This window comes from Tepidimonas fonticaldi (assembly GCF_007556755.1).
Taxonomy (GTDB): domain Bacteria; phylum Pseudomonadota; class Gammaproteobacteria; order Burkholderiales; family Burkholderiaceae_C; genus Tepidimonas; species Tepidimonas fonticaldi.
In genome coordinates this window covers 24,255-31,411 of record NZ_VJOO01000027.1, presented here as the reverse complement: position 1 = coordinate 31,411, position 7,157 = coordinate 24,255, and the positions used below count along the sequence as shown (strand labels likewise).

5 protein-coding genes and 3 pseudogenes are annotated in these 7,157 nt (G+C 65.4%); 5 read left to right on the top strand and 3 right to left on the bottom strand.

Annotation, left to right across the window (positions count from 1 at the left end):
- A pseudogene (locus tag Tfont_RS11750) lies at nt 1-128 on the bottom strand (IS481 family transposase); the annotation flags it as partial.
- A gap of 223 nt (nt 129-351) precedes the next feature.
- A pseudogene (locus Tfont_RS14840) lies at nt 352-468 on the bottom strand (ATP-binding protein); the annotation flags it as partial.
- On the opposite strand from Tfont_RS14840, the gene istB reads away from it, so the two are divergent.
- Nucleotides 427-1,149, top strand: coding sequence for an IS21-like element helper ATPase IstB (gene istB, locus Tfont_RS11740; RefSeq protein WP_453822554.1), 723 nt, complete (start codon nt 427-429; stop codon nt 1,147-1,149). The pseudogene Tfont_RS14840 and the gene istB overlap by 42 nt on opposite strands.
- A 55-nt stretch (nt 1,150-1,204) precedes the next feature.
- Here the strand turns inward: istB and Tfont_RS11735 are convergent.
- Nucleotides 1,205-1,498 (bottom strand): annotated as a pseudogene (locus Tfont_RS11735) (IS481 family transposase); the annotation flags it as partial.
- Nucleotides 1,499-1,513: 15 nt separating this feature from the next.
- Here Tfont_RS11735 and Tfont_RS11730 point away from each other — a divergent pair.
- From Tfont_RS11730 to Tfont_RS11715, 4 genes are all read left to right on the top strand, one after another.
- Nucleotides 1,514-2,773, top strand: a complete 1,260-nt coding sequence (locus tag Tfont_RS11730) for an RNA-guided endonuclease InsQ/TnpB family protein (RefSeq protein ID WP_260682374.1) — start codon at nt 1,514-1,516, stop codon at nt 2,771-2,773.
- Nucleotides 2,774-3,020: 247 nt separating this feature from the next.
- On the top strand, nt 3,021-3,653 hold the full coding sequence (locus Tfont_RS11725) for a hypothetical protein (protein ID WP_143969583.1): 633 nt from the start codon (nt 3,021-3,023) through the stop codon (nt 3,651-3,653).
- Nucleotides 3,650-5,404: a type I secretion system permease/ATPase gene (locus Tfont_RS11720; protein ID WP_143969582.1), complete on the top strand. Its 1,755-nt coding sequence runs from the start codon at nt 3,650-3,652 to the stop codon at nt 5,402-5,404. Before Tfont_RS11725 ends, Tfont_RS11720 begins: the two co-directional genes overlap by 4 nt.
- Nucleotides 5,401-7,155: a type I secretion system permease/ATPase gene (locus tag Tfont_RS11715; protein WP_143969581.1), complete on the top strand. Its 1,755-nt coding sequence runs from the start codon at nt 5,401-5,403 to the stop codon at nt 7,153-7,155. The genes Tfont_RS11720 and Tfont_RS11715 overlap by 4 nt, the downstream gene beginning before the upstream one ends.
- The last annotated feature ends 2 nt before the right edge of the window (nt 7,156-7,157 follow it).

Below are 7,157 nucleotides of genomic sequence, written 5' to 3'. Positions count from 1 at the left end.
ACGAAGCCGGGCTCGTAGGCCTTGAACGGCTTGGTCCTGGGGCGATCCACGCTCAATGCCTCGCGCGCCGACACTCCATGGCGTTTGAGCATGCGGTGCAAGGCAGCGCGTGAGACGGTCGGATGGACCCCGGCGGCCACCCAAAGTGCTCCACTTATGGCCACCCAAATTGCTCCACCTGACCAGTGGTGACCTGATGCATTGAGCTTGGCATGTTGGTCGCCCGCTGGCCGACAGGCAGGACGTTACTTTCACCCCCTCACCAACGAGGGGACCACCGGAGTGAACGTCTTGTCAAGCGACACGAAGATTTGACCCCCTGACGACATCTGGAATTGACCCCCGGGTTAATCAACTCTCTGACGTGATCGGGGTGGGGGCAGCGGCCTTGTGCAGAAGGCCGCTGCGGCGCTTGTCGCGCAGCCGATAGCTGTCGCCCCGGATCGTGATGACCTGGCTGTGGTGCAGGCCCAGGCCAGCCAGGAGCCGTTCCTGGAGACCTTCGCCGCCATGCTGCAAGACGAGCTGGACCGGCGCCGAACGCGCCTGATGGAGCGCCGCTACAAGCGCTCGGGGCTGGATGAGAAGGTCACGCTGGCCGACTTTGACTGGCGCTTCAACCCCAAGCTGCCCAGATCGGCCTGCTTTGAGCTGCACACGCTCAAGTTCATCGCAGAGGGCGCCAATGCACTGATCGTGGGCAAGCCCGGCACGGGCAAGAGCCACTTGGCCAAGGCGGTGGCCTACCAGGCCACGCTGGCCGGTCACGATGTGCGCTATCTGGAGGCGGACACCGAGTTTGGCCGCTACGCGCTGGGCAATGCCACCGAGCGGGGCTCACTGCTCAAGGAGTGGGTGCAGCCCGACCTGCTGGTCCTGGATGACCTGTTCCTGGCGCGGCGCATCAGCGAGCACGCCGCCGAGGTGTTGCAGGCCATCGTGCACCAGCGCTACAAGTTGCGCAGGTCGATCGTGGTGACCTCCAACCGGGTGGTGCAGGACTGGGGTAAGTATCTGGGCGACGCCACCATGGCCACCACCATCCTGGACCGCCTGATGCACCGCTGCGCGATGCTGGAATTCGAGGGCAAGAGCTACCGCCTCAAGGAGGCCGCCGCGCGCATCGCCATCAGCCCTGAAGCCTCATAATTCGACCGTCCTGCCTGGAGCAGTTTGACCGGCCACAAGTGGGGCAGTTTGGGGTGGCCATCGGGGGATGGATGAACTCGCGTACGACTGCCAGCAGGTCATCCAGCGAAAGGCCCAGGCTTTTACGCAAGACGAGCACGATGGACTCCTGGGCCGGCGTCAGCGTGGTTTGCAGTCGATGAGGGGTATGGGAGGCGTCATGAACCGATGCACGCTTCTTCCAGCGAGCGATGGTGGAGACACTCACGCCAAAGCGCTGGGCCAGAACCCTCATGGGCTCCTTGCTGACCTGGATCTCGGCGCGGATCCTGGGTGTCGTGGTGGCGTTCTTGTGCAGCCTCAGATGCATCGTTTCAGCTCCAGCATGACCTCTCGGGCCAAGAGTAAACCACGGCGTGAACCAATTAACCAATCATCCGGGACACGACACTTCGCTCGCACCTCGGGCACGGCGCGGTTTGCCTATAACTGGGCGCTGGCCGAGTGGCAGCGCCAGTATGAAGCGTGGAAGGCCGACAATAGCTTACCGAAGCCCTCGCAGGCCGCACTGCGCCGCCAGTTGAACGCCATCAAACGCGAGCGGTTTCCATGGATGCTCGAAGTCACGAAGTGCGCACCGCAGATGGCAATCATCCAGTTGGGCCAGGCGTTCCAGAATTTCTTCGCGGGCCGTGCCAAATACCCGAAGTTTCGCAAGAAAGGCGTGCACGACCGCTTCACCCTCACCAACGACCAGTTCAGCGTCGAAGGCTGCCGCATTCGCATCCCCAACCTCGGTTGGGTGCGTATGCGGGAGTCGTTGCGCTTCGCTGGCAAGATCATGTCGGCCACGATCTCCCGCGTGGCCGACCGCTGGTTCGTCAGCATCGTCGTGGACACCGAAGACCCGCCCAAACGCCGCCCTGAAAACGAGCCTCGAGACAAAAGCCACGTCCCAGGCGAGTACCAAGGTGCGGTCGGTGTCGATCTGGGCGTGTCGGCGTTGGCAACGCTTTCGACGGCAGAGGTGATCCCAGGCCCGAAGCCGCACAAGGCGCTGCTGAGCCGCTTGCGCAGGCTCTCGCGTAGCCTGTCGCGCAAGCAAAAAGGCTCTCGCAACCGCCAAAAGGCCAAGGCAAAGCTGGCGCGGCTCCACGCCCGCATCGCCCATATCCGCCTGGACGCCCTGCACAAGCTCACCACGGCCCTTGCCCGGCGGTTTCACACCATCGGCATCGAGGACTTGAGCGTGCGCGGCATGCTGGCCAATCGCCATCTGGCGCGCTCCATTGCCGATATGGGATTCTTCGAGTTCCGGCGGCAATTGGAGTACAAGGCGGCCATGCGCGGCGGGCAAGTGGCGGTGGCGGACCGCTTCTATGCCAGCAGCAAGACGTGCTCGGCATGCGGCGAGAAGCTCTACGATCTGCCGCTGTCGGTGCGCGAGTGGACGTGCCCGTCCTGTGGCGTGGTCCATGATCGCGACGTGAACGCGGCGGTGAACCTGAAGAACATGGCCGTGAGTTCCTTGGTCGCAGCCTGTGGAGAGGAAGGCGATGGCTCCGGTCGCAAGACCGGAGTGAAACCGGCCTCGATGAAGCAGGAAGTCAGCAGCGGATTGGCTCAGCAGAGCTTGTTTGTATAGGTCTGACGGCACGGAAGTTCGTCCACTCGCCTGCGCGCCGCATAGTTTGGCCTATCAACGTCGTTCGGTCGGACTGACTCGATCGTGCTCGAAGCATGACCAAACCTGACTTCCTATTTCATCGGGGCTGCCAGCAGCCAAGCCTGCACCATGGCGGAGTCTATCGCCACGTCATTTGGCGCGACTTGGCGGGGTGATGCAGGCGTACCCGGAGGGGGGCGTGCTGTCGCTCTGCTAGAATTCCTATATGAAAAACGTCAACGTCCGCATTCCCCTGTCGGTCAACGCCGATCAGGCGGCGCGGCTGCAGGCCCTGCAGCGGACGTTTGCCCAGGCGTGTAACCTCCTGGCGCCTTTGGTGCGCGAACACCGATGTTGGAATCGCGTGGCGCTGCACCACCTGGGCTACCGCCTGGTGCGGCAGCAGCTGCCGGCGCTGGGCTCGCAGATGGCCTGCAATGCCATTTACTCGGTGTGTCGCGCCGCGCGCCTCGTCTTCCAGCACCCGCGCAGCCCATTTCATATTCAACGCTTAGGGGATAAACCGCTGCCGCTGCTGCGCTTCGCCGACGACTGCCCGGTCTATTTCGATCGGCACACTTTGAGCGTGCGCCAAGGCAGGGTGTCCATGTACACCCTTGATGGCCGGCTGCGCTTCGACCTCGCCTTGCGGCCGCAAGACGAAGAGGCCTTTCACATCATGCGCCTCATCGAAATTGTCTTGGTGGCGCGCGCCGCACATGACTTCGAGCTCATCTTCACCCTGCAGTCCGATTCTCAATCCACGGTGGAAGGCGGCGACGTCACGACGCTCGGTGCCAGCGCGGCACACGGGGCCGGCAACCTTCCCGCTTACTTGATGGTGGAACCAACCGCATGAATCCCTCGCCCATCGGCGCTGGGGGCGAGTCGCCCCAGCGCCTGCTCCCGCTGCAGGATCTATGGCCGTCGATACGCCGCGCATGGCTGTTTGCCGCCGTGGCCGGTTTGTTGGTGCTGGCGCCCACGTTCTACATGTTCGAAGTGTATGGCCGCGTCGTCGAAAGCCGCAGTCACGTCACGCTGGCCATGCTCACGTTGGCCGTCGTGTTGGCCTACGCCGTCATGGAGACTCTGGAGTGGGCGCGCGCCGAAGTCATGCGCGAAACCGCGGCGTGGGTCGACCAGCGCTTGGCGCCGGGCATCATCGATGCCATCCACCAAGCCAATCTGCGTCGCCCGGGGGTGGCCAATGTCCAGCCCTTGCTCGACTGGCGCACCGTACGCGACTTTTTTCACCACCCGGTCCTGGGCGCGGCTATGGAGGCGCCCCTGTCTTTGGTCTTCTTGCTCATCCTCTACCTCATTAGCCCGGCCCTGGGTTGGGCGGCGCTGGTCGGGGCCATCGTGCAAGTGGCGCTGGCGTGGTTCAACCAATCCACCACCCAGCCACCGCTGAGCGCCGCCAACCGCGGGGCCATCGCAGCGCAGCAAGCCGCCGACGGCATGCTGCGCAACGCCGAGGTCGTCGAGGCCATGGGCATGATGCGCGCGCTGCATCAGCGCTGGTGGAAGCTGCAGCAAGAGTTCTTGCGCCTGCAGGCGCTCGCATCCGATCGCGCCGGTGTGTTTGCCGCGCTCAGCAAATGGGTGCAAGTGGTCTGGAGTTCGGCGCTGCTGGGGCTGGGCGCGTGGCTGTTGCTCGAAAACGCCCTGCCCGGCGGGGCTGCGATGATGATCGTGGGCTCCGTCCTGGGCGGGCGTGTGCTCGTGCCGCTGGTTCAAATCGTCACCCAATGGCGCGCCGTGGTCACCGCGCGCGATGCCTGGCAACGCTTGGAAAAATGGATGAATCAATTGCCGCCCAAGCCGCCGGCCATGCCGCTGCCGCCGCCCAAGGGCCTGCTCACCGTCGAGGGCGTGGTCGTCGCGCCGCCCGGCTCCCAGGTGCCGATTCTGCGCGGGGTCGCCTTTGTCTTGCAACCCGGCGAGGCCTTGGCCGTCGTCGGACCGTCGGGCTCCGGCAAAACCACGCTGGCGCGGGCGCTCGTTGGCCTGTGGCCGAGCATGGCGGGCAAGGTCCGCCTCGACGGTGCGGACGTCTTTGGCTGGGACAAGGCCGAGCTGGGCCCGCACATCGGCTATTTGCCGCAAGGCGTCGACTTGCTCGATGGCACCATCGCGGAAAATATCGCGCGCTTTGGGCGCGTCGACATGCCGCGTGTGCGCGAAGCGGCAGCGCTGGTGGGGCTGGACGATCTCATCGCGGCCCTGCCCCAGGGCTACGACACCGTGGTGGGCGCCGAAGGCACCGTGCTGTCCGGTGGCCAGCGCCAGCGCGTGGCGCTGGCACGCGCGCTCTACGGGGATCCGGCCTTGGTCGTGCTGGATGAGCCCAACGCGAGCCTCGACGAGGCCGGGGATGCGGCGCTGGTCCAAGCGATTGCCCGCTGCAAGGCGCGCGGCACCACCTTCGTCATCATCACCCACCGCACCAGTGTGCTGTCCGTGGTCGACAAAATGCTGGTTTTGGTCGATGGTGCCACCAAAGCCTGGGGGCCGCGCGACGAAGTCCTGGCCGCCCTGCAGCGCCCCGCTGCGGCGACCGCCCTGACCAAAGCTGCCGCCCAACCGCAGGTGCAACCCACATGAACCCAAATAACCACGCAGGCCGCAGCGAACTGCGGCGCACGCTGGCGGCATTTCGCCGCGAATTCCTCTGGGTCGGCTTTTTCAGCGGCGTGGCCAACCTGCTCATGCTGGCGCCAGCGCTGTACATGTTGCAGGTGTACGACCGGGTGCTGGTCAGTCGCAGCGAGTTGACGCTGCTGGCCGTCTCCATCCTGACCTTGTTTTTGCTCGCTCTCATGGCGCTTGCCGAATGGCTGCGCTCGCGCGTCCTGGTCAAGACCGGTTTGCGCATCGACGACAGGCTCAGCAACCGGATCTTTCAAGCGGCGTTCGATGCCAGCCTGCGTCCCAATGGCGCTCGCCAGGGGCGTGCGTTTGCCGACCTCACCGAGCTGCGCCAATTCCTCACCGGCAATGGCATATTTGCATTCTTCGATGTGCCGTGGGCGCCGATTTACGCAGCGGTGCTGTTTCTCATGCATCCGCTGCTGGGTTGGCTGGCCGTCGTATTCGCACTGGTGCAGGGCGCGCTGGCGTGGTGGGGGCACCGCCGCGCGCTCGGCCCGACCGAAGCCTTGCAGCAGCGGCAGGCCGACGAAGCCCGTTTCGTACAAGCCAAATTGCGCAACGCCGAAGTCATCGAATCGATGGGGATGCTCGAAGGCCTCAAGCGCCGCTGGGCGCAACGGCACGCCGACGTGATGGCGCAGCACGCCGCCACCCATGCCCAGCAGCACCGCATCACGGCGTTGAGCAAGTTTCTGCGCTACTGCCAACAATCGTTCATGCTGGGTGCGGGTGCCTTGCTCGTCATCGACGGTGAGCTGACCCCCGGTGCCATGATCGCTGCCAATGTGCTGGCCGGCCGGGCGCTGGCTCCCATCGATCTGCTGGTGGGCACCTGGCGCGCCTTTTTGAGCGCGCGCCAAGCCTTCCTGCGTCTGCAAGCCCTGCTTGCGCAGCACCCGCCGCGTGACCCGGCATTGCGCCGCACGGCACCCCAAGGCCACATCCGCTTGGTGGGGGTCGTCGCGCGGGCGCCGGGGCGCGCCGAGCCCATCTTGCGCGGCATCGATTTGGAGCTCGTGCCAGGTACCGTCACCGTCATCATGGGGCCGTCCGGATCGGGCAAATCGACGCTGGCGCGTGTCATCATCGGTATCTGGCCCGACGTCGAAGGCGAGGTGCTGCTCGATGAGCGTCCGCTGGCAGACTGGAGCCGCGACGCCCTCGGTCCGCACATCGGCTATCTTCCGCAAGACATCGAGCTCTTTGACGGCACCATCGCACAAAACATCGCGCGCATGGGGGCCGAGGACTCCGCGCTCGTCATCCAAGCGGCGCAGACCACCGGCTTGCACGCCACCATTTTGCGTTTTCCCAAAGGCTACGACACGCCGATGGGGGAGGCGGGGCAGCTGCTGTCGGGCGGCCAACGCCAGCGCGTGGCGCTGGCCCGCGCGCTCTACGGCAGTCCAGCGCTGGTCGTACTGGACGAGCCCAACGCCAACCTCGACGACGCGGGCGAAGCCGCGCTGCAGCAGGCGCTGCAGGCGCTCAAGGCCGAAGGGCGCACCGTCGTCGTCATTTCGCATCGTCCGGGGGTGCTCGCCGTGGCCGACCGTGTGGTGCTGATGCGCGACGGGCGCATCTGGGCGCAGGGGCCGCGCGACGACGTGCTGCGCCGCCTGCAAGCGCCCCACGCGGCCACGCCCGCTGCCACCCCGGCCGATCCTACGGTTTCCGGCCCGCATCAGCCGCTGCCCGCGTAAAG

What these genes read in the sequence shown, in the direction of transcription:
- Tfont_RS11730 (WP_260682374.1), top strand. Translation starts at nt 1,514, where the DNA reads ATGACCTCTCGGGCCAAGAGTAAACCACGGCGTGAACCAATTAACCAA.
- Tfont_RS11725 (WP_143969583.1), top strand. Translation starts at nt 3,021, where the DNA reads ATGAAAAACGTCAACGTCCGCATTCCCCTGTCGGTCAACGCCGATCAG.
- Tfont_RS11720 (WP_143969582.1), top strand. Translation starts at nt 3,650, where the DNA reads ATGAATCCCTCGCCCATCGGCGCTGGGGGCGAGTCGCCCCAGCGCCTG.
- Tfont_RS11715 (WP_143969581.1), top strand. Translation starts at nt 5,401, where the DNA reads ATGAACCCAAATAACCACGCAGGCCGCAGCGAACTGCGGCGCACGCTG.